The 26,495-nt window shown below is 43.6% G+C and carries 23 protein-coding genes; 7 read left to right on the top strand and 16 right to left on the bottom strand.

Features of this window, described 5'->3' with window-relative positions:
- The first annotated feature begins 46 nt into the window (after positions 1-46).
- The 5 genes from NIAKO_RS26165 (at position 47) to NIAKO_RS26185 (ending at position 3,595) form a co-directional block, all read left to right on the top strand.
- Complete coding sequence (locus NIAKO_RS26165) at positions 47-733, top strand: Crp/Fnr family transcriptional regulator (RefSeq protein WP_014221472.1); 687 nt, start codon at positions 47-49, stop codon at positions 731-733.
- Between the two features lie 23 nt (positions 734-756).
- Positions 757-1,500: a uroporphyrinogen-III C-methyltransferase gene (cobA, locus tag NIAKO_RS26170; RefSeq protein WP_041349369.1), complete on the top strand. Its 744-nt coding sequence runs from the start codon at positions 757-759 to the stop codon at positions 1,498-1,500.
- Positions 1,501-2,002: 502 nt separating this feature from the next.
- Positions 2,003-2,458, top strand: a complete 456-nt coding sequence (locus NIAKO_RS26175; RefSeq protein ID WP_014221474.1) for a GNAT family N-acetyltransferase — start codon at positions 2,003-2,005, stop codon at positions 2,456-2,458.
- A 571-nt stretch (positions 2,459-3,029) separates the two neighbouring features.
- Complete coding sequence (locus NIAKO_RS26180) at positions 3,030-3,245, top strand: hypothetical protein (RefSeq protein ID WP_014221475.1); 216 nt, start codon at positions 3,030-3,032, stop codon at positions 3,243-3,245.
- A gap of 137 nt (positions 3,246-3,382) precedes the next feature.
- Positions 3,383-3,595 (top strand): YtxH domain-containing protein, encoded by a 213-nt coding sequence (locus NIAKO_RS26185; protein ID WP_014221476.1) that lies wholly within the window; start codon positions 3,383-3,385, stop codon positions 3,593-3,595.
- Positions 3,596-3,725: 130 nt separating this feature from the next.
- Here NIAKO_RS26185 and NIAKO_RS26190 read toward each other — a convergent pair whose 3' ends face one another.
- From NIAKO_RS26190 to NIAKO_RS26210, 5 genes are all read right to left on the bottom strand, one after another.
- On the bottom strand, positions 3,726-7,532 hold the full coding sequence (locus tag NIAKO_RS26190; RefSeq protein WP_014221477.1) for a PKD domain-containing protein: 3,807 nt from the start codon (positions 7,530-7,532) through the stop codon (positions 3,726-3,728).
- A gap of 637 nt (positions 7,533-8,169) precedes the next feature.
- Entirely contained in the window at positions 8,170-8,937 is a 768-nt protein-coding gene (locus NIAKO_RS26195) for a polysaccharide deacetylase family protein (RefSeq protein ID WP_041347327.1), read from the bottom strand.
- Between the two features lie 71 nt (positions 8,938-9,008).
- Positions 9,009-9,560 (bottom strand): serine O-acetyltransferase, encoded by a 552-nt coding sequence (locus NIAKO_RS26200; RefSeq protein WP_014221480.1) that lies wholly within the window; start codon positions 9,558-9,560, stop codon positions 9,009-9,011.
- A gap of 35 nt (positions 9,561-9,595) precedes the next feature.
- Complete coding sequence (locus tag NIAKO_RS26205) at positions 9,596-10,375, bottom strand: polysaccharide deacetylase family protein (protein WP_165761272.1); 780 nt, start codon at positions 10,373-10,375, stop codon at positions 9,596-9,598.
- 280 nt (positions 10,376-10,655) lie between these two features.
- Positions 10,656-12,641 carry a polysaccharide biosynthesis protein gene (locus NIAKO_RS26210; RefSeq protein ID WP_041347329.1) on the bottom strand — a complete coding sequence of 662 codons (1,986 nt, stop codon included), beginning with the start codon at positions 12,639-12,641 and terminating at the stop codon, positions 10,656-10,658.
- A gap of 22 nt (positions 12,642-12,663) precedes the next feature.
- Between NIAKO_RS26210 and NIAKO_RS38745 the strand changes: the two genes are divergently transcribed.
- On the top strand, positions 12,664-12,888 hold the full coding sequence (locus NIAKO_RS38745; RefSeq protein ID WP_133055302.1) for a hypothetical protein: 225 nt from the start codon (positions 12,664-12,666) through the stop codon (positions 12,886-12,888).
- Positions 12,889-13,026: 138 nt separating this feature from the next.
- Here the strand turns inward: NIAKO_RS38745 and NIAKO_RS26220 are convergent, their stop codons facing one another.
- From NIAKO_RS26220 to NIAKO_RS26240, 5 genes are all read right to left on the bottom strand, one after another.
- Positions 13,027-14,238 carry a DegT/DnrJ/EryC1/StrS family aminotransferase gene (locus NIAKO_RS26220; protein ID WP_014221483.1) on the bottom strand — a complete coding sequence of 404 codons (1,212 nt, stop codon included), beginning with the start codon at positions 14,236-14,238 and terminating at the stop codon, positions 13,027-13,029.
- 102 nt (positions 14,239-14,340) lie between these two features.
- Entirely contained in the window at positions 14,341-14,970 is a 630-nt protein-coding gene (locus tag NIAKO_RS26225) for an acetyltransferase (RefSeq protein ID WP_014221484.1), read from the bottom strand.
- Between the two features lie 166 nt (positions 14,971-15,136).
- The gene (locus NIAKO_RS26230) at positions 15,137-16,498 is read right to left on the bottom strand and encodes a DegT/DnrJ/EryC1/StrS family aminotransferase (protein ID WP_014221485.1); all 1,362 of its coding nucleotides are present in this window, start codon (positions 16,496-16,498) and stop codon (positions 15,137-15,139) included.
- A 138-nt stretch (positions 16,499-16,636) separates the two neighbouring features.
- Entirely contained in the window at positions 16,637-17,245 is a 609-nt protein-coding gene (locus tag NIAKO_RS26235) for a sugar transferase (protein ID WP_014221486.1), read from the bottom strand.
- A complete protein-coding gene (locus tag NIAKO_RS26240; protein WP_014221487.1) occupies positions 17,229-18,404 on the bottom strand; it encodes a glycosyltransferase family 4 protein in 1,176 nt (391 codons plus the stop codon). The genes NIAKO_RS26235 and NIAKO_RS26240 overlap by 17 nt, the downstream gene beginning before the upstream one ends.
- A 150-nt stretch (positions 18,405-18,554) precedes the next feature.
- On the opposite strand from NIAKO_RS26240, the gene NIAKO_RS37195 reads away from it, so the two are divergent.
- On the top strand, positions 18,555-19,553 hold the full coding sequence (locus NIAKO_RS37195; protein ID WP_014221488.1) for a GNAT family N-acetyltransferase: 999 nt from the start codon (positions 18,555-18,557) through the stop codon (positions 19,551-19,553).
- Between the two features lie 179 nt (positions 19,554-19,732).
- On the opposite strand, the gene NIAKO_RS26250 is transcribed toward NIAKO_RS37195, so the two are convergent.
- From NIAKO_RS26250 to NIAKO_RS26275, 6 genes are all read right to left on the bottom strand, one after another.
- Positions 19,733-20,758, bottom strand: a complete 1,026-nt coding sequence (locus NIAKO_RS26250) for a polysaccharide deacetylase family protein (RefSeq protein ID WP_014221489.1) — start codon at positions 20,756-20,758, stop codon at positions 19,733-19,735.
- Positions 20,759-20,948: 190 nt separating this feature from the next.
- The gene (locus NIAKO_RS26255; protein ID WP_014221490.1) at positions 20,949-22,190 is read right to left on the bottom strand and encodes a hypothetical protein; all 1,242 of its coding nucleotides are present in this window, start codon (positions 22,188-22,190) and stop codon (positions 20,949-20,951) included.
- 11 nt (positions 22,191-22,201) lie between these two features.
- Entirely contained in the window at positions 22,202-23,365 is a 1,164-nt protein-coding gene (locus NIAKO_RS26260; protein ID WP_014221491.1) for a glycosyltransferase, read from the bottom strand.
- A 45-nt stretch (positions 23,366-23,410) separates the two neighbouring features.
- A complete protein-coding gene (locus NIAKO_RS26265; RefSeq protein ID WP_014221492.1) occupies positions 23,411-24,502 on the bottom strand; it encodes a glycosyltransferase family 4 protein in 1,092 nt (363 codons plus the stop codon).
- Positions 24,499-25,698: a glycosyltransferase family 4 protein gene (locus NIAKO_RS26270; protein WP_014221493.1), complete on the bottom strand. Its 1,200-nt coding sequence runs from the start codon at positions 25,696-25,698 to the stop codon at positions 24,499-24,501. Before NIAKO_RS26270 ends, NIAKO_RS26265 begins: the two co-directional genes overlap by 4 nt.
- Positions 25,691-26,476 (bottom strand): FkbM family methyltransferase, encoded by a 786-nt coding sequence (locus NIAKO_RS26275; protein WP_014221494.1) that lies wholly within the window; start codon positions 26,474-26,476, stop codon positions 25,691-25,693. The genes NIAKO_RS26270 and NIAKO_RS26275 overlap by 8 nt, the downstream gene beginning before the upstream one ends.
- Between the last annotated feature and the right edge of the window lie 19 nt (positions 26,477-26,495).

Below are 26,495 nucleotides of genomic sequence, written 5' to 3' on the forward strand. Positions count from 1 at the left end.
GACCGGAAAAGCATGTATTAAATAATATTACATATAAATTTAGCCAGTGAAACGAAGTAAACATGGTTGTGATCTGAAGAGTTGCTTTTTATGCAAACTCTGCTCAAAGGAATGGCTTCCGGCGGTGGATGCGCATCGCCAGAACTTTCATGTAAATAAAGGTGAAGTGCTTTTTACCGAAGGCAGTGAAGTAACCGGTATATACTTTATATATAAAGGTACCTTCAAGGTTCATAAAAAATGGACAGAGGATAAAGAGCTGATCGTTCGCCTGGCCAGGAATGGCGCCATACTCGGCCATCGTGGTTTGGGTAATGATGTTTTTTATCCCGTATCGGCCACGGCTCTGGAGCCAAGTGAGGTATGCTTTATAGATATTGGCTTTTTTCAATCGACCCTTAAAGTGAACCCACAGTTCCTGTATGAACTGATGATGTTCTTTGCCGGAGAACTGAAGGAGTCTGAAAAAAAGATGCGCAACCTGGCACATATGCCGGTTATTGGCCGGATTGCCCAGGCGTTGTTATCTATTCAGTCAACCTTTGGTACCACCCCGGAAGGGTTTCTTGATATAAACCTCAGCCGCCAGGACCTGGCCTCCTATACCGGCACTACGTATGAAACCGTATTCAGGCTCATGAATGAACTGGTGCAGGAAGGCAGCATTACTTTATCGGGCAAGAACATCTGTATAGTGGATGCCGATAAGCTGTTGGCACATATCAATGAATGATCTCTTCTAATAAAATATTTTTAGTGGCTGTATTAACCGTAGAACCCGAATTAATAGTAGCAGGCGCCGGCGCCGGCGATCCGGAACTCATTACCCTGAAAGCATACAAACTTTTACAGGAAGTACCGGTTGTATTGTACGATAACCTGGTAAATAAGTCATTGCTCGATTATACCAAACCTGGTTGTGAAAACATTTATGTAGGTAAGCTTCCCTATGGCGATTATACGCCGCAGGAACAAATACATGAATTGATAAAAGAAAAGGCTTTTTCAAAAGGCAGGGTATTGCGGTTAAAGGGCGGAGATCCTTTTATTTTTGGAAGAGGGTTTGAAGAAATATTGTTTGCCCGCCAACATGGAATAAAAACAACGTTCATTCCCGGTATTACCAGTATGCAGGCCAGTGGCTTGTACGACATTCCTTTAACCTTTCGTAATATCAGCGAAAGTATATGGGTAGTTACCGGTACTAAAAAAGATGGCTCTTTATCTGCCGATCTGCAGCTGGCCATACAAAGCAAAGCCACCGTTGTTATTTATATGGGTATGAAAAAGCTGCCTGAAATTGCCAGCATATATATCGATAAGGGTTATGGTGATATGCCTGCTGCTATCATTCATTATGCGTCAACGCCGCAACATAAACTTGTCAGGAGCGCCATCAAAGACCTGCCACAGCTGGCGCTGGAACAACACATAACTCATCCGGCGCTTATCATCATTGGTCCGGTTACAAATGCAGATTTATTGGCGGGCACCGAATAACCACCAATAAATCTGCTAATACATATATACGGTTGTTATAAAACGTTATACATTACAACAAATTCATACTTCAAAACGTAGTTTTTAACAGGACTCCTGTCCTGCCCGTTATTTCTAAGTACTTCTATGTATCGCTATATAAATGATGGGGCGTATTCACGCAAGATTCACAAATTTCCTGTTGTCACGAAACAGGATTCCGGTGTTTTCATCAAGGCATTCTGTCAATAGTAGCAACAAGTAAGAATTTAGCGATACTACGCCTTAAATTCTTGTAATTATTCAAAGGCTCTGGTTAGGCACTTAAAGTTCCCGGACTAAATTACCGGGAGCTTATACAACCGTTATGCAAATAACATGCACTACACCAGGAATCACAGGCTTGAAGGATGGGTTAATTTCTTCAACCGGCCTGCACTCGAAGAAGGGAATAGTTTATTCAAAACTTTTTCAACCTTCTTCGTATACGTTATCGTTACGCCCTTTTAACATTCCGCTAGACATGCCCGCCATATATAACTGGGCATGGAAACTAAGCCGCGCTGCTGATACTGTAGCAGCCAGTTACCTGTATGCAGGCAGTTCTGATTTTGCCCGTTCATTTATGGTATTATTGAATAACCGGCTCGCTCTTTGCCAGATTGATATTTGTGCTGCTGACAAGGACGAGTTATATGATACATATCCAACTTCCAACGGCGATTATATTATACGGCTTCTGATGAACACCAACAGGAGTAACGTTCGCCCCCTACACCTCAGAGCCCTTCAAACCTGTTTGGAATATTTCTTTTTATTCCCTGAGATCAAACAGATCATCGCTGAACCCGAAGCCGAGAATAAAATGTACAACGAAATTTTATTACAGGCCGGTTTTCAGCAGGAAGTACAGGTTTTTAGCCATTATGCAGTATGTAACCTATTAGTTTGTACACGACAAAGCTTTATACCAGAATAGTCCATTAACCTTGTCCCAACCAGCTAAGCGTAAAAAGTAAAGGATTCCTTTGCTTTCCTGCACTTAGTCTTAACCTTGTCCTTGAAATCAAGAGCCAATAGCGAGTAAAAGAGCTGTCAAGCGCTTTCCATAAAAACCTCTTTACACTCTTTTGCTCCTTGCCGCTCTTGGCTTACAACCTTGTCACTGGTACCTTGTCCTAATGGTTACCTTGTCCTAATGGTTACCTTGTCCTATAAAAGCAGCCCCCAGGCCGGGAGTGAAAAAGGAGCTTTAGAAACATTCCGGAAACTTCTTTACTTTCTTTTTCAGACAACTCCTGGCACTAATGATCCTCAGTTTGCTTGCCTTATCCTTCAATACCTTATCCACCCATGCATTACCATGGGCCATGAAGCAGAGTAAAAAGAATCATTAAACCCAGGGAGGGAATCAGCAATGGTTCCCTCCTTTTGTTTTTACCTTTTCGTATCTTATTCATTTATACTGCTGTAGATTAATCTCTACACCATCCTTTCCTGCCGGGCATGAAATTTTAGCTGATATGACGTTAACACATAAACCAATTAACATGAAACTGATAGGCATTTTACTGATCGTCATTGGCATACTCATGATCATTATGAAAGAAGTAAACTTCACCACTAAAAAGGAAGTAGCTGATCTGGGTCCTGTTGAAATAAAGAAAAAAGAACAACATACGCTTTCGTGGCCATTGTATGCAGGTATTGGCATTGCCGCCTGCGGAGTGGTTGTACTCGCCGCCGGCAGTCGTAAAACATCGTAACGGGGTTCTTCCCTCAATGGGGATTTTTATGGACAGTGGCCTTTTATACAATCTTATCAGTCAAGGAATTAATTGCGGAACAGGATTTGAAGACAATTATTAACAACAAATCTATTACTTATTTAAAATTTATAATCATGACTACAACAACTAAAGTTATTCTGGGCCTGGTGGGTGCTGCTGCTGTTGGCGCCGCAGTGGGAATGTTATTAGCTCCTGAAAAAGGAAGTGATATCAGAAAGAACATTAAGGATTCAGCCGGCAAATGGTCTGACAAACTTAGTGACATGTGGCAAAATGGTAAAAAAGCTGCCGATAAAGCCTCTTCTCGGATGCAAACCGAAATGTAAGATTCGGTTTCAACACCGAAAACCATATCCGGGCAGGCCAAAGGCCTGCTCTTTTTTTTGCCTGTACGCACCATAAATAAAAAAGTCCCCCAATTAAATCGAGGGACTTTTTATATGCTTAAAATCGGGATTACTGCTTCACTAACTTAGTAATTGCTTTGATACTTCCCTGCCATACAACCACGGTGTATATACCCGGTCTCCAGTAAGCCCCCACAGTAATTGTGGCATTATTGCTTACATTATAGATAGAGGTAACATACCCGCCGGTTGAATCATAAATGTGAATAAAGATCGGATCTGTATTCGCACTGGTGATCTTCAATTTGAATGTGGTAGTTGAAGGGTTGGGCGAAGCAACAACTGTTAAAATACCCAGGTCTGGTTGTTTTACTCCAAGCACGGTTACGGTAACGGTATCGGTGTTGGTGGCGCCTTTATCGTCGGTAACAGTAAGCCTGAATACATAAGTACCGGCAACCATGTTGTTCAACACTGTGGTGGCTGCCGATGGGGTTAACAAAGTGAAGGTGGTAGGTCCACTTATTTTCACCCATTTGTAGGCAACGATCTTACCATCAGCATCATAAGACTGCGATCCATCCAGCGTAATGCCGGCGTTTGGCAGCTGTACGGTAACATCATTGCCGGCATTGGCTACCGGAGGCTGGTTACCTGGTGATGTTACGTCGTTCACCACGATGGTAACATCATCTTTGGCCGTGGCGCCGCTGTTATCAGTTACAGTTAAACTGAACACATACGTACCTACTACCAGGTTGCTTACCACTGTAATGGCAGAACCCACACTGGCGATCAGGGCCGTATTTGGTCCGCCTGATTGTGTCCAAAGATATTTGGTAATTGAACCATCAGGATCTTTTGAACCGGAACCATTCAGGGTTACGCTGTTTGTTGGCAGGGTAATTACCTGGTCAGCTCCTGCATTGGATACAGGTGCCTGGTTGGCTGGTGTAGTGGTATTACTTACGATCACGTTCACATCATCATAAGCAGTTGCACCTTTATCGTCGGTTACAGTTAAGCGAAACACATAAGTACCTGCTACCAGTCCACTTACTGCTGTTGCTGCAGAGCTGGCATTGGCAAAAGTAAAATTGGAAGGCCCGCTAACTTTTGTCCAGGCATATGTTGCAATAGTGCCATCAGGGTCTTTTGACGCCCCGCCATTCAGCGTTGCGCTGTTATTGGGAAGGGTAAGATTAATGTCAGCACCTGCATTGGCTACCGGCGCCAGGTTTGCAGCCTGTACAGTTACCGTTACGTCGTCTGTAGCTGTTGCGCCTTTATCATCGGTTACTGTTAAGCGGAATACATATACACCTGCGGCCAAACCGGTTACGGTTGTGGTTGCGGCGCCTGCGCTGGTAATGTTGTATTGCGAAGGACCGCCGGTTTTTGCCCATGCGTAGGTTTTGATAGTTCCATCCGGATCTTTCGAAGCTGTTCCATCCAGGGTTACTGTGTTTGCAGGTAACGTAATGGTCATATCAGTTCCGGCATTGGCAACTGGTGGTTGATTGGTTGTAGGTGGTGGGGTGGTGCCAATAGGATCAGCGAAAAGCTGGTCCATAGGAACATACTCCATTATTGTACTGGGGCTCGACCAGTACAAACCCATTCCCATACGGTCGTCTGTATTGAAATGTTCTATCTTGATATCGTACTTCTGGCCTGCTACCAGGTTAATGGCGGTAGCATTCAATTGACCGGGGTACATTTCCTTCCAGCTATCAAGAAGAAGCTTACCATCTACCCAAAACCGTACCCCTCCGCCTGTTTCCAGCGTGAAGGTGTAAGCTTCAGTGAACTGGGCCATTATTTTTCCAGTCCAGCGTATTGAGTAGGTATTACTTGTGATTCTATAATTTACCCCAAGCTCTGTCCAGTCAACGAAGCTGATATTGGGATCTATTCTTGAAAATACGGGCTTCGATAAGGCGGCATCACTGAAATAATCGCCTTTCAAACCAAGTCCATTTCCCCAGATAGTAGCTGCAAACGGGGCAATGGTTGATTTACCTGATTTGGTAAGCATATAAGGTGTGCCGGAAATGGGTTGAACCCTGATGTTCTCAGTGGAGGATGCAACTGGACTCAGCAGATAATCCACTGCGCTTGAGGCCAGGGCCAGCGCGCCACCTGCAATACCAGATGTGGTACACATGATGATATCAAGGTCTTTCAACGCCTGTGGTGAGGCGTTCATAATACCTGCTACTTTGTGACCTGTAATGGTACAGTTTCTGATAAATACCGGTCTGGCTCCATCCAAAGGACCTTCGTCCAGCACAATGGCATAATCCTGACCAGCTGCATCGATGATCAGGTTCTGGAACTTTAATGCATTGCTGTTTCCAGATGATGCTTTGATTGTTATCAGGCTGTTGTAAATATAACCACCAGTGTACAAATAAGTGTTTGTATAAGCACCGTGGTAAATGCCCATTCCACAATTATATATGATGGAATCGTGATTGATGTGGTTCTTCAGGTTGTTTTGCCAGGAGATCAGACCGCAATGGCAGTTGTGGGCCATGTTGTTCTTGAATTCCCAAATGCTTTCAATCTTTCCTTCCATCCAGTAATAAGCGCCACCTGCCCTAAAGTCGCCGGTAGTGCCTATTACTACGTTATTGTTGCAAACGTTGTCGTCACCAATTCCTAATAAGAAACCGCTGGATGCAAAAGTGGGTGCATCACTGGAATCCACATCGAGCGCATTGTGAATGAAATTACTGATGGCCACCAGGTTACCATCCCAGGTAATAGCATGTGTTAAGTCAAGTACATCCCACCAGAAGGCGATCTCCATTCCATTGTAGGCTACGTTGCCCTTCATGGTTATGCCATTCGAGGCGTGGGGTACATAGCAGTGGCTGCCGGTGTCGCGCACTACACAACCTTCTACCACCGATCCTACGCTGCCGTTATCACAGTGGTGAAAGTGAATGCCATATCTTCCCAAAACAAACTCCGCGGTAGAGTCGCCACCACGGTCTTTGCGGGGACCGATGTACCGGATCTGGATGTTCGAAATTGATTGTGGTACAGAAGAACGAATAAAAATGTGCGTTCTGCCCTTGGCAGTTCCTTCAACCCGCACGTTTCTTGTAAGGTTAATTACCTCTGCAGTCCACATGTTATTGATCTGTGGATGCGCACGCAAGGTAGCCGCGCTTAAGGTAATTGATGATCCCGAAATACTTTTGATAGTCCGCTCATCAAAGCCTGTAAGATAAGCGTCGCCCACAGCAGGTGAATCGGTTGGTGCGATGCTGATTTCATCGCCCACCTGCCAGCCTGTTGGAGAGCTGTTTAAATTAATGCTGGTGGCGCCAGCGGCAATGTTGCCTGAGGCACGTACAAACGCAGTTTTGGTGGTTCCTACCAGATCCAGAATACCTGATCCCATTGCCCACAAGCCAACATCTGTGGTCAACACATCCATACCGCCACCAACGAAATTGCTTTCGTTGATATTAATAAATTGTAATAATTGAATTACACTGGCAGATGAGGGACGCATTGTTAATTTACCTTCTACTACTACATTACCTGAAGTCTGCAACGTTCTGCTATTGTTGCTGTCGAACTGTAATGTGGCTCCACTGCTTACACTTACACCTGCATAACTTGCCGTTGTTAAATCGTAAGTAACTGTATGCCCTGATGAAATGAGTGGGATGTCTGAAGGACCGGGTAATTTACCACCCCAGGTCCCGGGATCAGACCAATTGCCTGATTGTACTGTGGAGATAGTACCTTCCAATGCGAATGTTTGGCGAGGCGCGCACTTAACTACGCTGGCACGGATTTCCTGCTTCTTCGCCCCCAATTGGGTGGCAATAGCTACTCCGGTAGCAGTCAAAGACGTGTCACGGAGGAACTTCCTTCGAGTAGTGTTGTGATTCATAGGGATATTTTTACGTTTTTCTTAAAGAGTAATTTCACGGTAAGCTCAACAAACATGATGCCCAAAAATTTGTTCATTAAAAGAATCATAAAAAAATAGACTTAAGTCAAATACATTTCCCGAAATCAAATATGAAATGATTTGCTCGCTATTTTAAAATACTCATCTTCATAGAACTCGCTACCGTGCTGGTATTTATTATAAACTGCGCACAATAAAAAAAAGTATGGTGAAAAATTTTAGATTTCAAAATGCAGTATTGCCTGGTATGTACACAACGGAAACATACTATTCTGTTATGGAGTTTATACTATTTTTCACTAAGCACTTGTACTTAGTGAAATGTGGAAAACAGCTGGCTAACAGGAGTCTAAGAAAATAAAGCAAAAGAAGGAATTGTACGATGAGTTGAGAAAAACGTGCAGATCAGATGTATTGGTGAGAAACAAAAAAGCCAGTTCCATTAAAATTAAATTTAATAGAACTGGCAGAACATATATACTATAAAGAAGAAGAAAACAAAATCAAAAAGGCCCGTCGCTATTAATTGTAATAAAAACATTTCACAGCACTGACTGGGCAAAACGAGGAGCGAAAAAACTTTTGTGGCTACTTTTAAACCATATGCAGCGGCAGGCTATTTCAGCAAACTTTCAATGCGATTGAAGATTTTTATGAAGCCCCACAACGCCACTTTAAACTTCCATAACGGAAACAAGCCATTTACGTGAATACGGCTGATGAAGTATTTATTTTGAAGCGGCAGTTTATCAACCCAATTACTTACCCGGAAAGCCAGGCGGATGTCATTTTGTTGTAGCAGCTCAAACATAGCCTGGCGCTTATTCCCATCCTTTTGGTTGTAAGCGCCAAAAGTATACGCATGGCAGGGCTGAAGGGGAATACCCAGTTCCTGCAACCTGGCTTTTGTTTTTTTAAGATCTGCTTCTATTTCGGGCAGGCTCAATTTTGAATAGCTCTGGTGACTGAAGGTATGCAGCCCAAACTCAACCAGGTCTTTGCTCATTTCCACCGCTTCCTGCGCCTGCATGAACTCGCCCATGGGATTTGGGTCCAGATGCTTTTTATCGGGCGATTGAATAAAGCCGCCCACCAGGAAGATGTTCGCCTTAATATTATATTCTTTCAATACCGGATATAAAGCGGTGTAATTGTCGCGGTAACCATCGTCGAGTGTTATCATAACCGGTTTGGCCGGCAGTGGCTTTTTCTGTTCAATATGGGCCAGCACATCACTGATGAAAACGGTGGTATAGCCCTTATTGTTCAGATAACTAAAATGCCTGCGCAGTTCCGTCGTATTCACGGTGAGAAAATCAACTTCACTGCCATTATTTATTTTGTGGTAATTCAACACCGGGAACCCGCCAAATGCAGTTCCCATTTTAATTATATATATCGCTGCTATAACAACTACTAAAACTATTATTATATATACTATCATTAGGTAGTATGTCATTTAACCGGGTTATTTACATATCCTTCCACCGCATTCTCTTTCGGAATTATTTCAAGCGCACGATTACTTAAAACCAAACTATTGGCAGGAATATCTGAGTTTATATATGAATTGGGCGCAATCAATACATTATCGCCAATTTTGATATTCCCCACCAGTACCGATCCGGTGCCTATCCATACATTGTTTCCGATAACCGGGCTGCCTTTCATTTTACCCCGATTGGTTTGGCCAATGGTAACCCCGTGCTCCAGGTTGCAGTTATCGCCAATAACAGCCTTGCCATTCACTACTATCATTCCAAAATGGCCCAGATACAGCCCCTTCCCTATTTTGGTGGTAATGGGGATCTGAAAGCCATATTTGTATTTATAGCGCTGATACAGCAGGCGATAAAAAATACCGGGGAGCGAAAATCTTTTGTAACGGGCGCATTTTCGCAAAACAAAAGAATACCGGAAGCCGGGCACCGAAAGGCCCTTAAAAAATGTTTTCCGGTCGTTACGGCCAAAGTAGCGATAAAGGTCAGACCTGATCAACTCGTCCATTACCTTGTATTTACAAATTATAAATCGGAATACGTTTATTTCATTATGCGCTCAAAACGCTGTACAATTCTAATAAAACCTATGGTGGCCATCCTGAACTTAAACATGTTGTAGGCCCCGTTCATATGCAGCCGGTTTAACAACAACCGGTTCATGTTCTTCATGGGCATTTTATTTAACCGGTCGCCTACTTTAAAGGCATACCGTACCCCATATTTTTTCAGAATACCGAACATGGCTTTTTGCTTAACAGGATCATCTTTCATATAGGCGGCAAAAGGATAAGCAAAGGCTGGTTGATAAGGGATCCCCAACTCATCGAGCCGTTGTTTGCTCTGACGCATGTCTTCATCAATTTCATCCAGCGTCATATGGTGGTAGCTCTGGTGATACATGGTATGCAGGCCATATTGAACCCTTTCACGGCAAATTTCTTTTGCTTCTTCTACCAGCATAAACTCTCCCTCGGCCCGCGGGCCAAGGTTATCGGGTGTTTGCACAAAACCGGCAACTATGAAAATATTGGCCTTACAGTTGAATTCTTTTAATAAAGGATACAGATCGGTATAATTATCCCTGAAACCATCATCGAGCGTAATCATGAGCGGGTTAGGCGGCAGCGGCGTACCTTTCTCAATATAATCGATCATATCGCTGAGGAAAATGGTATTGTAGCCCTTTTTTGTAATGTACTCCAGGTGTTCGCGCATGCGCGAAGTAGCAACAGTTAAAAAATCGGGTTTCTTTGTACTGCTGATCTTATGATAAACCAGTACGGGCAGTCCTTTAAAAAAGGGCCCGGCATATAAGTACATAAGAATAAAGATTATAACCAGGATTGCTACTGGTATTATTAGGTATACCATGGATTGGGTTGTTGTGGTTTATAAAAATTTATAATGAGGTGCAGCACTTTGGTCCTAAAAGAAAGATACCCTTTTTGCTGTTTAAAAAAAAGCCCGGCAGCTATATATTTATTGCTGTCGGCGCAAAAGGAATATTGTGCAGTAAAAGAAACAGGCAACAACCATCATAATACATTGCTAAGCGGGTCCCATCAATATACTATGGCTGCTGCCTGTTGAGGTTGGTGTTTCAATCGGCGGCCGTTGCTGTGTAGGCCTTATTAAGTTGAAGATCCAATTTTTCGTATTGAGAATTCTTGCTCTTGAATTCGGGCACCAGTTCTTTCATCTTTTTCACTATGCCATAATTATCTTCCAGGCGGCCCATGCTGATCAATTCTTCAATATCTCTTACAACTTTATGTGAGCAGGGTATTACCTTCGCAATTTTGATTTTCTCGTGGTGCGTTGGCAATGTCTTCTCCTTCTCGTTCAGCAACTCTTCATACAATTTTTCGCCAGGACGCAAACCACTAAATACGATCTTGATATCTTCATCGGGTGTTAAACCAGCCAGGCGGATCATCTTCAATGCCAGGTCAACGATCTTTACCGGTTTACCCATATCGAATACAAATATTTCAGTGCCTTTACCCATGATCGCCGCTTCCATTACCAGTTGAACCGCTTCGGGAATGGTCATAAAGTAGCGGGTGATCTCCGGGTGGGTTACAGTAACCGGCCCGCCATGTTGAATTTGTTGGCGGAACCTGGGGATCACAGAACCATTTGAACCCAGCACGTTTCCAAAACGGGTGGTGATGAATTTGGTTTTAGTGCCGCTCACTCCATTTTTGTTATCTCCATTGATAAGGCCCATGATAGTTTGATCTACCAGGTTGTCTGCAACGGAACTCAACGACTGTACATACATTTCAGCTATCCGTTTGGAGGTGCCCATTACGTTGGTTGGGTTTACCGCCTTATCGGTTGAGATCATCACAAACTTGTGCACGTTGTACAGTACAGACAGGTCGGCAATGATCTTTGTTCCCATAACATTGGTAAGAATAGCTTCCGATGGATGCCTCTCCATCATGGGCACATGCTTATAAGCTGCGGCATGGAACACAAAGTGCGGACGGTATTCGCGGAAAGGGATCTGCATGCGGTTGCGATCGCGAATATTCCCAATAAAGACCTTAATATCTGAACCCTGGAATTTTTCTTCCATCTCCAGCTGAATTTCATGTAAGGGAGATTCAGCCTGATCGCACAACACTACCATTTCAGGATTGAATGACAACACCTGGCGAACAATTTCAGAACCAATAGAACCTGCCGCACCTGTTATCAGAATTCTTTTACCGCTTAATTCGCTCGAAATTTTTTCGTTATTGATAATAATAGGCTCGCGTTGCAACAGATCTTCAATACGCAGCTCCTGAATTTGTTTCAGGCTCAGCTTGCCATAGATCCATTGGTCGGAAGGAGGGACCGTTAATACTTTTATGCCGAACTGCAAACATTTTTCAATTACCATTTTCTTATCTCCGCCATTGAGCTGTTCGTTCATCAGGATCAGCTTATCTATCTTCTTCTTTGTTTTCAGCAAAGGCAGCTCCCTGATGTGGTATACTTTCTTTTGCTGAATGGTAACGCCTGCTTTATTTATATCGGTTTCTACAAACCCGGCAATTACAAATTTATTGGTGATGCTTGACTCAACAGCTTGTTTTACCAGCATGGCTTCGGAATCGCTACCCAGGATCAGCACATTTTCCCTCAACACAATGGCATTATGTTTTACGTAATAATAAAAACCGCGAACCGCAGAGCGCAACATCATATGCAGGGTGCAACTGATAAAGAAGTTTATCAACAATACGCCCGGAATGTTCAGCGAATTAATGTGGTATTCTCTGTTTACGAGGAATACAACTGCTATGGGATATAGTACACCGGTGATTAAAACTGCCAGGGATATCCGCATCATATCGTACACGTTCGAAAACCGCAACATGCCCGTGTGTATGCGCATAGTATAAAACACCGGCAGCGAAAGTGCACAATAAAGGAGTGTATATACAAAAAAGTGCCCGCGCATTATTGCGGAAAACTCAAATTGTTTTACAATAAAATATGATAATGTAAATGAGAACCCGGTAATAACCAGGTCTATTATCAAAATTACCCATCTGGGTACAGGCCTGGAGAATGACAGAAACTTCTTCATGCTATTAGCAAATGAGTTTACAATGTTGATTGTTCCTAACACGTGGATTTTCCAGGAAATAAATGGAATGACCATGCGCGTTATGCAGGGGATGGCCAAGCGAAATGTGGATATTACGCAGGAAATATGGATCCAGGGTTACATTGAATGCACAGAAAAATGGATTGTAATAGCAGGAAGTTCAAAGGATTACCACAGCAACAACAACATATACATGCGGATTTGCACGAGGATATTGATCAACTGAGGCTAAATAGAAGGACAACAGATGGATTTGTTATGGAGACATTTCAAAGGATCGGATGGATCAAATTCAGAAAATATCCTTGAATCGTAGTTTTTGGCCGGAAATGGACTACTACTATCAGATATTAATTAAGGATACTCATAGAAACATTGCGAGGGCTGTAACTAAGGCGAAAGTTACGCAAGAAATTGGATTATTTGCAATATTTTTAAATGATTTTTTCATATTCACCACTTCCCTGATCCGCGTCACTACCCGGTTTAATTCGCTTTGGGTCAAATTTGAACCCGATGGTAAACAAAGACCTTTGTCGAACAGGGTTTCGCTTACCCCATTGCCAAAATACAGGCAGTTTTTAAACACCGGCTGTAAATGCATGGGCTTCCATAAAGGCCGGCAGTCGATATTATCTTCATTCAAAGCATCCTGAATATCAATTACTGAATAGTCATCACCGTCAACCAGGATGGTAGTTAACCAGTGGTTAGAGTAGAAATCTGGGCCGGGGTCGGTAATAAATTGTACTCCGTTTATGTCACCCAGGGCTTGTTTGTAAAAGTCAAAATTGAACCGGCGTTGGTTAACCCGTTGCGGCAATACCTCCATCTGGCCACGGCCAATACCCGCACATACATTACTCATGCGGTAATTGTAGCCAATTTGTGAATGCTGATAATGGGGGGCATGATCGCGGGCCTGGGTAGCTAAAAAGCGGGCCTGATCTATATATTCTTCGTTGGCGGAAATAAGAGCTCCGCCACCGGATGTGGTGATAATTTTATTCCCGTTAAAAGACAGGATACCCAAATCCCCGAAGGTGCCTACTGCCCTTCCCTTATAGGTTGAACCCAGGGCTTCCGCAGCATCTTCAATCACCGGTATTTCGTACCGGCGGGCAATCCTCATAATTTCATCCATTTGGGCAGGCATCCCATACAGGTGAACTACAATGATAGCCTTGGGCTTTTTGCCGTTTTGTATGCGGTCCCGGATAGCTATTTCCAGGTATTCGGGCGACATATTCCAGGTGGCTTCCTCGCTGTCAATAAATACAGGCGAAGCGCCCTGGTACACTATAGGGTTAGCGGATGCAGAAAAAGTCAATGACTGACAAATTACTTCATCACCAGCCTTAACACCCAGTATTATCAATGCCAGGTGCAGGGCTGCCGTACCTGAACTCAGCGCTGCCACATGTACATTATTTCCTAAATATGCCTCCAGGTCCTCTTCCAGTCCGTTCACATGAGGGCCTAACGGTGCAATCCAGTTTGTAGCAAATGCTTCCTGAACATACTTCATTTCCTTTTCTCCCATATGCGGGGACGACAACCAGATTTTCTCTTTCATTTAATGCAACTTAAAATGGCAAAATAATATGCTTTCGCAAATAAAACAATTTCTACCAACCAGGTTATTTAAGTATTATCCGCAGTATAATTCTTTATGAAATTATTCCGGCTGATTCATTTTTATTACCCGGCCCGGGTTCCCCACTACCACTGCATAATCCGGCACATCCCTGATGATCACCGCACCGGCGCCCACCATTGCCCACTTACCTATACGAACACCTTGTTTTACACAAGCGCCAATACCTATTTGCGTTCCTTCCCCTATATGCACATCTCCTGCCAGGGCAACACCAGGTGAAATATGCGCAAAATCGCCCACCACACAATCATGGTCTATAGAACAATTGGTGTTTAATATAACATGTTCCCCGATAGTGCTGTGTACATTAACACAAACATTTGCCACTACCACAGTTCCACCACCAATTGAACTGCGTGGTGAAATTACAGCAGCGGGATGAATTGCATTGGTAACCTTTACCCCACTTAACTTTTGAGCTACTATTTTCCTTATGCGGTTATTGCCTATTGAAATGATAAATTCATCTTCCGGTTCCACCGCAGCCTGCTGCAAGGTGTTGTACACGGTATAATCCAGTAACGATGTTATTTGTGGATTATCATCTATCAATCCATAGAGGTTCCGGCCCTGGGCTTCCAGTATTTCACAGATTACTTTGGCATGGCCACTTGCGCCATACAAAAAAATTCGGTTGGTAAGCGACATAAGATTAATAAGGGCGATTCGCAGAAAGGATTTTAAACGGAAATCTTAACAGTACTTAATTAGGTAAAACGTGGAAAGTGCTTCAAATATGGCGTAAAAATACACACTTATATTTGATGCGCAATATTATAATTGTGCAAACCGGTTAATTTTAATCAAGATACCACTAAGCGGTAAACCGGTAATACCGGCCGGCTTTCCGGTTCACAAATCCATCCGAATAACTGTAGGTACTTTCATCCCCGGGTTCCTGCTCTTCGGGCATTATGGCCCCCATCATTATCATTACAGGGAATAAAATGCGGAGTAAGGTTTTCACCGGCCGCAATTCTTTTACCGACTCAATAACCGCTTCTGTTACGGTCTTGCATTCATCATTGGTAAGTTGCGGATAAATGGGAAGTGATATTTCGTTGCTATATAAATTATAGGCAACAGGATATTCTTCAATTTTATAACCTGCCTGCCTAAAAACCGTAAGCATAGGCAATGGTGTAAAGTGTACATTCACGGCCACAGAACGGCCTGATATGCCTTCGATAATTTTATTACGTTCTTCCTCTGTGCCATGTTTAATACGTAATGGATAAAGATGGTAAGAAGAAGCGCAACCGTTTTGCTGATACGGCGGGCAGATAGCCCAATCGTATTTTGAAAAAATGTTGTTGTAAAAATCAAAGACCCGCTTTCTTTCAATCAGCAGCAGGTTCTCATATTTTTTAAACTGCGCCAATGCTACTGCTGCCAGCACATCGGGCATGTTCATTTTAAACCCGGGATAAATAACATCATATTGCCAGGCGCCGGCCTTTGTTTTTGTAAAGGCATCTTTTGTTTGCCCGTTCAAACTCCAGATGCGAAGCGTATTGTACACTTCTTCATTATTAAAAGGCGCAGGCAGGTTGATGGCAATAACCCCACCTTCGGCAGAAGTGATATTTTTTACTGCATGCAGAGAGAAAACAGTAATATCAGCACAAGACCCAATAGGCTTGTTCTTATAGGTAGCCCCCAGGGCGTGCGCCGCATCGTCCATGATCATAATACGGCCCAGTTGATGCTGAGCTTCCGATGCAGGCCGGAATTTCTTTCTTATTTCTATATCATTTACAATGCTGTATATCCCATCATAATCGCAGGGCCAACCGGCAAAGTCAACGGCAATGATCGCTTTTGTTCTTTCAGTAATAGCATCCTTTATCTTTTGACAATCGATATTAAAATCATTTCCCACATCTACCATAACCGGTTTGGCGCCCACATGCATTACCGCCAATGCGGTTGCACAATAGGTATAGGCAGGAACAATAACCTCATCCCCTTCTTTAATGCCATACCAATGCAACATCAGTATCATGCCCGAGGTAGCTGAGTTAACTGCCAGGGTGTGATCAACATTGCAGAATAATGCCATTTCCTGTTCAAGCTTTTTGGTGGCAGGGCCAGTGGTAAGCCAACCACTTTGCAGAATGGTAGTTACTTCATTTATTATATCGTCATCGATATAAGGTGGTGAAAAACGAATCATAATCAGAGCTCCCCAGGGTGTTTTTAAGTGTATTTAATCGTTCATAAGTTAGTTGACCTATTATAAGTTACGATTATTTTAGCGCAATAACCGGGTATTGCAGAGGAAAATTGGGAGGGTGGGATTCAGGTGAAACTTTTAGTTTCCCTGGAACTTTGTCATAGTTACATGACCTGTTTGACTAACGCCTTCACTTTTAACAACCTTCATAATAGTAAAAAAGGCAATCTTACAGTCAAGCGTGAATGATACATGATCAACATACCAAACATCCAGTTCAAACTTCCGCTGCCAGCCTATAGCATTACGACCATTCACCTGCGCCCAGCCAGTGATACCGGGGCGCACTTCATGTCGTCTCCTTTGCATGTCATTGTACAAAGGCAGGTATTCCACCAGCAGGGGCCGGGGACCTATCAAACTCATTTCGCCTTTAATGACGTTGATCAGTTGTGGGATCTCATCAAGCGATGTTTTCCTGATGAACCCGCCAATAGCCGTTAAACGTTCCGCATCCGATAACAGGTTGCCTGCAGCATCCTTTTTATCGTTCATGGTTTTAAACTTCACCAGTTTAAAGATGCGGCCATTTTTACCGGGCCTGGGTTGTACAAAAAACGGACTGCCCTGGTTGGCTAAATAAAGTAATGCTGTAACAAGAATAAACAGCGGCAACAGTAAACCGAATGCTATCAGGCTTACTATAAAGTCAAAGACTCTCTTTAAAAAATTACGATACAATTGCATGAGCTTTTAAGTGGTCGTGATATTCTTTTAACAACAATTCCCAAAGATATTTCTGTTCATAGCGGTCCACGATCATCTTACGTGCGTTGGACTGCAATGTAAGATATAAAGCGGTATCGGTCAATAGCCTGTTCATGGCATTTTGCAGCTCCGGCACGCTCTTGGCAGGAATGATCAACCCGTTCTTTCCATCCTCCACAATTTCATTACAGCCATTGATATCGGTGACTATGGAAGGCAGGTTAAAACAACCGGCCTGCATGGGCACGTTGGGAAAACCCTCGCGGTACGAAGGAAAGGCCAGTGCCTGGCTGATCATTAAAAACGGCCTGATATCCTGTTGAAATCCGGCATGGATAATTGACTGATCTGTTTCAATGATCTTATGCGTAGCCGGCGCCAGCGGATCGAGCTCGGGTTCGTAAGGCCCCACCAGCAACAATTTGATATTCGGGTGTTTTTCCTTTAGCTGGCTAAAAGCTTCAACCAGTTCCTCGATGCCTTTATCCTTCACCAGGCGCCCCACAAAAACAAACACAAAGTCTTTATCGGTTAATCCAAACTTCTTTCTTAATTCACAGGCCGCATTACTCAATTCTTCCCCGGGTTGAAAAAACCGGGTATTGATGCCGTTGCTGCTTCCGTTGCCGAGCACCTTCATTTTTTGCTCATTACAAAAATGGTTCTCCAGAATAAAACCTGCCAGGTGTTTCGAGTTCGGATATACATGTGTAGCACAGCTATAGGTTAGCCGTTCTACAAAATTCAGCACCTTTCTTTTCATTCCGGTGTTTTCCATCAGGGGCATGCCGGCTACCGTATGCATGCGTACCGGCACACCTGCCAACCGGCTTGCCATCATGCCCAGCAACCCTGCTTTAGGCGTATGAGTGTGCACAATGGCCGGCTTTTCTTTTTTCAGCAACCTGTATAATTTCCACAAAGCCTTAATGTCTTTCACCGGGGTAATAGCACGCGTCATAGTCACCGGCGCTGTTCGCACCCCTTCACGAACGGCCACCTGCTCCAGCATTTTATCAGGTGATGATACCGCCAACACTTCAAAATGATTGGACATATACCTCAGCTGATCCTTAAGCAACACGCTTAACGACACAGGTACGGTAGTTATCCGGATCAGTTTATTCAATGATTTCATGTTATCTGTTTGTATATGAGGTTCGCCAATTTCGTGTACGCTATAAAGATTGCTTACCTTTATACCACTTCAATATTGTAAAGAAGAAAAAATGTTCGTAATTTTTGTGTAATTCGTTAACCCGGCTTCAATCAACATAATCTACTTACCATGCAAATACGACCAGCCACGCCCCAGGACAAACCCGCGATGATAGAACTTTTGAAAAAATCATTGGGTGAAGGGCTCATCCCCAAATCAGAATTTCTCTGGAACTGGAAGCATGAACAAAATCCATTCGGTGCTTCTTTTGTATTGCTGGCCGAAGAAAACGGGATGCTCATTGGATTAAGAGCATTTATGCAATGGCAGTGGAAATGGAAAGATACCGTTTATAAAGCCATTCGCGCGGTTGATACGGCCACCCACCCCGAACACCAGGGAAAAGGTATTTTTAAAAAGCTCACCCTGCAACAGCTGGATTTGTGTAAACAACAGGGCATCCATTTCGTTTTCAATACCCCCAATGATCAAAGCCGGCCAGGTTATTTAAAAATGGGATGGGTACAACAGGGCAAAATGCCTTTAAAATTCAAAGTTCGTAACCCCATTGCCCTGGCTTATGCGCTAGCATTCAAAAAAGGGAAAGGCAATTCCACCGCCGAAGATCCTACGCCTACCCAAACCTGGGACCCAAAAGTGTTCAGCTTAATGAATAATTACGTGCAGGATACCCAACATTTAAACACTATTCTATCCGGCTCGTATATCCGGTGGCGCTATGCCGATAATCCTTTGTTCAGTTATAATTACTTTACCGACTTCGAGAACTTTCTGCTCATTGGCCGCATAAAGCAACATTCATTTACCAGAGAGTTGCGCCTGGTAGACTGTATGTTATTTAATAACGCTTCATCAAACAGGCGCATCAACTCCAGCATCAGCAAGGTAGTTCTCCCCTACTGCAAAAAACATAAAATACAGGTCATTTCATTTTCAGGACGGCAATATCAGTCACATCAATCTGCTCTTAACTGGATGGGGATAATACCTGTTCAGAACCGTGGTCCCATAGTAACGTTGAGAGATTTGAACATGAATGAAAAATTTCCCGAATTACTGGACATTAAAAACTGGGGCTATTCTCTTGGCGATATGGAACTTTTTTAAAGTTCATTTGCCATGGTTGGTAAGCCGGGAAACTCCGACTCTCGCTTTATTTTAAGGGCTGAAATCCTAAACCAGGTAGGCACATAGAAACATAACCATCTCGAACCTGTATAATCAAACTGAATTGACTATGCTCCTATGTGGCTATCTGGCTTAAATAATTTTTATTCTCAGAAGAATTATTGCAATATTTTATCTGCCTTTTTAACGGCTTTGGGGGTAGTCTCTTGAACCAGGTAAGTATCATATTCGCCCATATTCCAGCTGGTCATTCCATATTTTTGCTGGCACTTTTTGAATTCCTTCAGCAACACTTCCAGGCTTTGTAAATTCTGTTCAGGGTAATCACCAAAATTTTCGGGGTGCCACCACAGGTGATATACTTGTTTGCGTTGTGCCGCAATGCGGATCTCCTGGCACGATCTGCGTAATCTCATTTTATTGGCCAGTTCCGATTTCGGGCTCCAGGGCCGTAAGAACCGGCTTGCAGGCAATTGCAGCGGTTCACCTGGAGTTACTTTAATAGCGCTTAACGGATAAGAAGTTCGTACCCCACCAACCTGAATGTAAGCGTCGGCTGTACGGAATATCCTGCGCATCAATCCGGCGCCGCCATTGGTAACCGGCGACCAAAACCAGCCACTGGGGTTTGAACGAACCGTTTTAACCCCATTGTCGTAACAGATCTTCAAATATTCGGGGTTGAACTGGTTACGCGGAAACACCAGCGAACGCATGGGTGCATTAAACTTTTGGGCTGCTTTAACGGCCGCTTTCAAATCGGCGTCGAAAGCCATTTTCTCCCGTTGTTCTTCCAGGCAATAGTAATGGCTGAACGTGTGTGTAGCCAGTTCCTGTCCCGGGTACTTCATAATCATGGCTACTTCTTCAGGAGCAAAATGCGCCCATTGATATTGCTGGTCCATTCCATGTTGGCGAACCCATTTATAGGCTGAATATTTTTCTACTGCATAATCAGGCTCTACAGAAGGAGTGAAAGTCTCCCATTCCTGGCGGTTAGCGGCAAACAAGCTACCTACTGTTGCCCAGGTTACATGCACATCATATTTGCTGAACAGTTCCAGCATTTGTGGAACTATGCGTAACGTATTTTTATAGCAGGCTTCCCGCTGCTGACGGTCTCTTTTATCAAATACACCCCAGTGCAATTCAAAATCGAGCGATATGGTGAATATCCCTTGCATATGTCAGTTTTAAGTTCTTAGTTCTAAGTTTAGAGTTATTTTATTTCAGGGCTTTTCGTGAAACAGCAAACGTGGCTCGCGATCTTTGAGATTAATAATTACCTTGCGTTGCCCGCATTCCCTTTGCCCTTTGCCCTTTGCCCTTTGCCTATTGCCTATTGCCTATTGGCTATTGGCTATTGGCTATTGGCTATTGGCTATTGGCTATTGACAACTTCACAGGTCTCGGCTGCACTTTTGGTTCAGGATTGTTGTCCTTACTTTCTTCCAGGGCCTTTCTCCGTTTCATAACCTGCAGGCCCTTTTTATAGTCGAGGAATTGTATAATCACAAACATTAAAAAGTACATGATCATACTTTTTTGCCTGATGATAATTCCCATATTCGACATGGTGTTCGATAGCGCGAATGAGGTGGCAATAAATGCAACTGCAGTTGTTTTTAGCAAGGCGGAGCCTTTGCGCAGGAATTTAAAAAATCCTTTCTGGAATAACTTTGCAGTTAACGCCAGATATAATACATTTTCAACCGATACCAATAACCCCATACCGCCAGGTGAGTCAACAAACAAGGGGCGGAACCAAAAGGTAAACAACTTCAAAGCCAGCGGGTAGTTGGAGATATCGATCCCCGACCCTGCTTTCGATAATTCGTACGAACGTACTGCCGAAAACTGGTTAAAACTTTGCAACACGTTGTCGCCATCGATCTTTGAGAAAGCCATGATCTTATCGTACAACAAAACCATCGCCCCTACACTCGCTCCAAACACCAGCATCTTTTGCCATACCGGCACTTTTTGCCGGCCGGTAAACATGCCCACCACTATTCCAACCGCCATAAACAAAAACACGTGCGGACGTACATGATAAATGATGAGTAAACCAAGGATCAAATGTAATTTTCGTGTCTTTAACTTACTGAGGCCATACATCGTCATCCCCAGCCCCCAGAAGATGATAGATCCTTTACCCAATGAAACTGTCCAGAAGTGCATATTGGGCAGAAAGAACAACAGGGGGATCAGTTCCATGCCCCAGATCTTATGTTTATACTTTGTATTCTCTTTAAAGTACACGTAAAAGTAAACAAAGCCCCAGTACCCCATGTAGGCAAACAGCACAAACATCATTTCAAAGCTAAAGCCCAGGTAATTTACGAAGGGGTATGCGGTAAAGTCGATAAAGGGCGTACCTGTATCATACGCACTGAACCAGGTGGCGTAATTCTGTGCAGCCCGCAGATAATAGTCCTGCGAATCGGAACGGGCAAATAACTGAAAGATATAATAGATAAGACAAAACAGCGTATGGAACCAGTACAGGTTTTTCATTAAACCCACCTGGAAGAAAGGCAAACGCCGTTTCAAGCTTTGTAATAACGGCAGGGTTATTACATAAAACAGGATCACTAAGATTATTCCACCTATCACAGTCCTGAGTTTTATTGGGTGATCAAATCATTGTATATGGCTTCCAGTTCGCCCACCATTTTTTTCATACTGAAAGAATTGATAACTGTTTCGCGGGCAGCCTCTTTCATTTTTGCCAGCTGGCCGGGCTGTTGAATCAGGGCCAACAGTCGATCTGCCAATTGCATGGGCTCCTGAACGGGCACCAGCAAGCCATTCTCACCATCCGTTATTACTTCGGGTATACCGCCTGCTGCTGTACAGGTTGGGACACAATTCATGCTCATAGCTTCCAACAGTGCAATGGGCAGTCCCTCAAATTCCGAGCTCATCATGAAGATGTCCATGGCGGTGAAGTACGGACGGGTCTCGGTTTGCAGTCCTGCAAAAAACACATATTTATCGGTACCGAGCGCCTTTGCTTTGGCATGGATCTCTTCCCGCAACGGTCCATCGCCTACAATAATAAAATAAGTATCCGGATTTTTTGCATGCAATGCCTGGGCAATCTCCAGCCATGCGCCCAACCGCTTTTGTACCCTGAACACACAGGTAATACCAATCACCGTGGCGGTTGCCGGAATATTCAGTTCTGTACGAATGTCGTTGCCAATGTGCTGATCGCGGGAATACTTGAGGGTGTCGGTTCCGTTGGCTACTACCTGTATCAGCGGTTTTGCCTTTCCATAATTGGTTTTAATGGAATTGGCTACTTCTGCCGATACGGCGATTACACGTTGCTGACTGCTAAAGGTGAATTTGTTTAACAGGTAGGTTAACTTATGATAGCGTTCCCATTTATTGTGTTCGGTATAAACAACCGGCACACCGGTCATTCTGCCTACAATGCGGGCAGCCATACCAGCCCAGGGAAGATGGCAGTGGATGAGTTGGATCTTATGCTCCCGCACGTACGCGGCTATCTTGCGTACGGCAAGTAAAATGGCGGCGTTATTCTTTGCAGGAATACAAACTACTTTTCCTCCCTCTTCTTCAATGGCCGATACCATCTGATTTTTCCAGGGAAGAAAATAAATATAATGAAAGTCGAATTTCTGTTTATCGTGCTGACGTAATGTTTCGGGCAATAGCATCTCTGCACCACCACGACCCAGTGATTTTATAATGTGTAATACAGGAATGCGTTGCTGCTCCTGGTACGAATGACGGATATATGTTTTGTTCAAAGTATCCATATGTTTAGTTGTTACAAGGGTTAAATAAGCACGACAGCTTGTTCCTTATTTCTTTACAGATTCGTATACGTCTAAGAATTTTTTGGCAATGTTAGCATTAAGGTATTCACTCATCACCAGCCCCCAGGCATGTTGAACCAATTGCTGATTTTCGGGTGTCTTGTCAAGAGCGGCCAATACCCTGTCTGCAAATATCTCCTCATTTCCCTTTGGCACCAGGTAGCCTGTTTTATTGTTAATCACTACCTCGCCAATTCCACCCACATCATAAGCTACCACCGGGGTTTTACAATAAAACGCTTCCAGTATTACGCCAGGCAGGCCTTCTATAATGCTGGGCAGCAACAACACATCGGCGTTTTTTATAAACTGCATGGCGTCATTGCGGAACCCGTAAAAATAGATCTGTTGCTGAAGCCCTTTTTGTTTTACCAGTTCTTCTATTTGTGCCTGCAGTGGTCCGCTGCCTACAAAATGTAAACTGGCGCCGGGTTGTTTTTTCAGAATGTTTTCAAATATCGCTATCAGGCGAACATGGTTCTTTTCAAAGGAGAACCCGCCTACATGCACCAGTACAGGCTTTGATGCGCCGGGTATTACATTTTCTTTTGCGGGATCATTAAGCAACGCTTCTTCAATTCCTATTGGCACTGTTACAATCCGCTCTTTGAATTGCGGGAACAATTTTGCAAAATCTGTTGCGGATGTTCTGCTTACAGAAACTATACGGCTGGCATATTTAAAGAAAAAGCCGTTCAACAGTTTGGCCGGCGTTGTTTTTATATACAGGCTGATGGTGCTGGCATTTCTGAAAACAATGGGTTGTTTCCACTTGAAGAACAACTTCGAAAATACTGCATATTTCAAAGTATCGCCTGCATTGGCCTGAACAACATCGGGTTTCTCTTCTTTAATTATCCGGGCCAGGTTACGCCAGGCTTTCAGGTCCCACATACGCTTTTTGGGCGAACCATTCAAATGTCTTGTTTCACCGGCAAATGGCAAAGGCGCTTTGCCTGGGAAAACAAATACCAGGATTGCTTTATCACCTTTTTCGTTTATGTGGGTACTCAGCTGTGAAGCAAACATCTCCGCCCCGCGTAATTGAGGCTTTTGAACCAGTTGAAGTATTGTCAATTTTTTACAATGATCAGGTTGAGTAAATAATTTTCCAGCTTGCCGGCTATTTTATCCAGTTCAAAATGCTGGCGGGCGTGTTCATTTGCTTTTACCGCAAATGTGTTGGCGACTGCTACATTATCTTTATACCACAACAACGCCTGTTTTATACTTTCCACCGATCCCTTTTCAAAAAAGTAACCAGTTTCCAGATGAGTGATCACCTCTTTATTTACCGCAATATCGCTGGCCAGCACCGGCAACCCGGCAAACATGGCCTCTACAACGGCGCCGCTGAACCCTTCGCTGTGCGATGGGAAAACAAAACAATCATATCCATTGATGATCCGGGGTATATCCTGACTACCTAACAACTCCACATTATGCTGCAATCCCAACTCATCAATAAGCGCCGTTAACGATTCCCGCGCCGGGCCTTCACCGGCTATATGTAACTCTGCATCGGGACAGGCTGGTAAAAACGCTGCAAAGGCCTGGATCAGATCCCGCTGGCCTTTAACCGGCACCAGCCTGCCTACATTTAAAAACCGGAGCGGTTTACCAGAAGCTGCCTGGGGAACATGAAACCGGAACAGGTTACTGTCCCGGCCTCTGTTGATGACTTCTATTTTATTAAGTGCAATGCCCAATGCTTTTGCATTGGACCTTTTTACTTCTTCCGAATTGGCAACAAATCCTTTACAAAACCGGGCCGTTGTTTTATTGGCCCATTTGAAAAACGACACCGCCATTTTTGCTTTTGCCGACAGTGCGGTATTATAGGTGTCGGAATACAATTCACTTACAAAAGTGCCTATCACCGGAATATGACTGAAACGGCCAACCAGCCGGGCTATTATTTCCGACCGGGTTAAGTAGGCCACAATTATATCCGGCTGTTCTTTTTGAACAATCGCTTTTAATTGTTTGTAGGCCTCGGTAAACCCATATTTCTTTTTCAGTCCTACTGAATATACCGGAACGTTGTACGCTGTAAATTTTTGCTTTAACAAGTCGCCGGCATATAAATGACAAACTACAGGCTGCATGGTCTTAAACCGGATGGCATTCGCAAAAAGACTTTGCTCGGCTCCGCCGGTTTGTAAAGTGTCAATAACAAACAATACTTTTTTATGCATGGGGGTTGGGGCGCCTGTGTTTACAGGAGTAGTCACGTTCTTTAATTCAGTTCCGGGAATAGTACCACTATGCATATTTTACAGCCCCTTGTTTGGTGTCGGTGAATGTTATTACTATATCTTCTCCCTTACAAAAAATATCAAACTCCCTGCTTGAAATTGCCTTAAAAAAAGCGGTGGCGCAACCGGGCCGGTAGGAGTCGTGTAATTCAATAACTATACATCTTACCTTGGGCAACCAGTTTTCGTAGTTGTAGGTAAACAATTCTTTTTCGGCCCCTTCAATATCTATCTTTAGAATATCGATTGTTTGCAGCTTGTATCTGCTGATTATATCATCCATTGTAATTGCATCCACACTCCCTACCAGTTTTTGGTTTGCATCCACTACCCTGAAGCCGTATTCTCCCAGGCCGCTATCGAAGATGCCCAGATTCTTTTGTGAGTACCAGATGGCATTTTGAAGGCAATCCACATCTTTATAATCTTTTACATTCTTTACCAGCTGGTCGTAGTTATTCTTTTCAGGTTCTACAGCAATAACATGCGCATTGGGAAATTTTGATTTAAAGTGCATCACGGAAAACCCAATATTTGCACCCAGGTCAACAATAGTTTTAACGTTGTTGCTTGTAATTTTAGAAATATTATACTGCCCAAACACTGAAACGGCTCTAAAAACCTTAAAGTCACTGGAATGTTTTCTGATGTGATAATTCCGCCCTTTCCATTTTACTTCCACTTCTTCGCCGGAGGCGCTCATGGCCAGGCCAATCAGTACGGATTTAATGATCCCAACCTTGTAAACATAGCGCAGGGTTGTTACTACCTTTTTTTTAAACTGTGAAGTCATATTGCATTTTTTTCTATCG

The sequence above is a fragment of the Niastella koreensis GR20-10 genome (assembly GCF_000246855.1).
GTDB lineage: Bacteria > Bacteroidota > Bacteroidia > Chitinophagales > Chitinophagaceae > Niastella > Niastella koreensis.

What these genes read in the sequence shown, in the direction of transcription:
- NIAKO_RS26190 (WP_014221477.1), bottom strand. Translation starts at nt 7,532, where the DNA reads ATGAATCACAACACTACTCGAAGGAAGTTCCTCCGTGACACGTCTTTG.
- NIAKO_RS26235 (WP_014221486.1), bottom strand. Translation starts at nt 17,245, where the DNA reads ATGCAATTGTATCGTAATTTTTTAAAGAGAGTCTTTGACTTTATAGTA.
- NIAKO_RS26195 (WP_041347327.1), bottom strand. Translation starts at nt 8,937, where the DNA reads ATGGGAACTGCATTTGGCGGGTTCCCGGTGTTGAATTACCACAAAATA.
- NIAKO_RS26220 (WP_014221483.1), bottom strand. Translation starts at nt 14,238, where the DNA reads ATGAAAGAGAAAATCTGGTTGTCGTCCCCGCATATGGGAGAAAAGGAA.
- NIAKO_RS26200 (WP_014221480.1), bottom strand. Translation starts at nt 9,560, where the DNA reads ATGGACGAGTTGATCAGGTCTGACCTTTATCGCTACTTTGGCCGTAAC.
- NIAKO_RS37195 (WP_014221488.1), top strand. Translation starts at nt 18,555, where the DNA reads ATGCAAATACGACCAGCCACGCCCCAGGACAAACCCGCGATGATAGAA.
- NIAKO_RS26240 (WP_014221487.1), bottom strand. Translation starts at nt 18,404, where the DNA reads ATGAAATCATTGAATAAACTGATCCGGATAACTACCGTACCTGTGTCG.
- NIAKO_RS26175 (WP_014221474.1), top strand. Translation starts at nt 2,003, where the DNA reads ATGCCCGCCATATATAACTGGGCATGGAAACTAAGCCGCGCTGCTGAT.
- NIAKO_RS26250 (WP_014221489.1), bottom strand. Translation starts at nt 20,758, where the DNA reads ATGCAAGGGATATTCACCATATCGCTCGATTTTGAATTGCACTGGGGT.
- NIAKO_RS26270 (WP_014221493.1), bottom strand. Translation starts at nt 25,698, where the DNA reads ATGCATAGTGGTACTATTCCCGGAACTGAATTAAAGAACGTGACTACT.
- NIAKO_RS26185 (WP_014221476.1), top strand. Translation starts at nt 3,383, where the DNA reads ATGACTACAACAACTAAAGTTATTCTGGGCCTGGTGGGTGCTGCTGCT.
- NIAKO_RS26225 (WP_014221484.1), bottom strand. Translation starts at nt 14,970, where the DNA reads ATGTCGCTTACCAACCGAATTTTTTTGTATGGCGCAAGTGGCCATGCC.
- NIAKO_RS26275 (WP_014221494.1), bottom strand. Translation starts at nt 26,476, where the DNA reads ATGACTTCACAGTTTAAAAAAAAGGTAGTAACAACCCTGCGCTATGTT.
- NIAKO_RS26230 (WP_014221485.1), bottom strand. Translation starts at nt 16,498, where the DNA reads ATGATTCGTTTTTCACCACCTTATATCGATGACGATATAATAAATGAA.
- NIAKO_RS26180 (WP_014221475.1), top strand. Translation starts at nt 3,030, where the DNA reads ATGAAACTGATAGGCATTTTACTGATCGTCATTGGCATACTCATGATC.
- NIAKO_RS26205 (WP_165761272.1), bottom strand. Translation starts at nt 10,375, where the DNA reads ATGTACTTATATGCCGGGCCCTTTTTTAAAGGACTGCCCGTACTGGTT.
- NIAKO_RS26210 (WP_041347329.1), bottom strand. Translation starts at nt 12,641, where the DNA reads ATGAAGAAGTTTCTGTCATTCTCCAGGCCTGTACCCAGATGGGTAATT.
- NIAKO_RS38745 (WP_133055302.1), top strand. Translation starts at nt 12,664, where the DNA reads ATGTTGATTGTTCCTAACACGTGGATTTTCCAGGAAATAAATGGAATG.
- NIAKO_RS26260 (WP_014221491.1), bottom strand. Translation starts at nt 23,365, where the DNA reads ATGGATACTTTGAACAAAACATATATCCGTCATTCGTACCAGGAGCAG.